At 46.3% G+C, this 363-nt stretch carries 1 protein-coding gene; it reads right to left on the reverse strand.

Annotated features, from left to right (window positions below):
- Positions 1-279: CHC2 zinc finger domain-containing protein (locus QZ281_RS02215; protein WP_292224203.1), on the reverse strand; the 279-nt coding region annotated here is incomplete at its 3' end.
- Between the last annotated feature and the right edge of the window lie 84 nt (positions 280-363).

A 363-nucleotide genomic window follows, 5' to 3' on the forward strand; every position in this document is an offset into this window, starting at 1 on the left:
ATTTTGTCCGAGGAGGTCCAGCAGCTCGGGGATGCTACAGGCAAAATAGAGCAGCCCGAAGTCAAGGATATTACCGCCCTTTCCAAGACCAAAATCATACCACCTGTTTAACCTCTTGCTGATCTTAAATGAAGCATGACGTTCATTACGCAAAGGGGAGAGATACCAGAAGTTATCACCCCGGACTTTAACCGGCGTGATTCCCATTCCCCCTAAAAAACCAATAAGATCTATTGCTCTTGCCTGCCGGCAAGTTAATTTCGGCGCCTGCTGTCCCATCTTCAATTCCCTTCTGCTCTACGGCCTGTATGACAAAATTAATAGTAGCAGGGGCAAAACTGGTGAGCTGTATATATTCTATAC

It is taken from the genome of Brevundimonas sp. (assembly GCF_018608325.1).
Lineage (GTDB): Bacteria > Pseudomonadota > Alphaproteobacteria > Caulobacterales > Caulobacteraceae > Brevundimonas.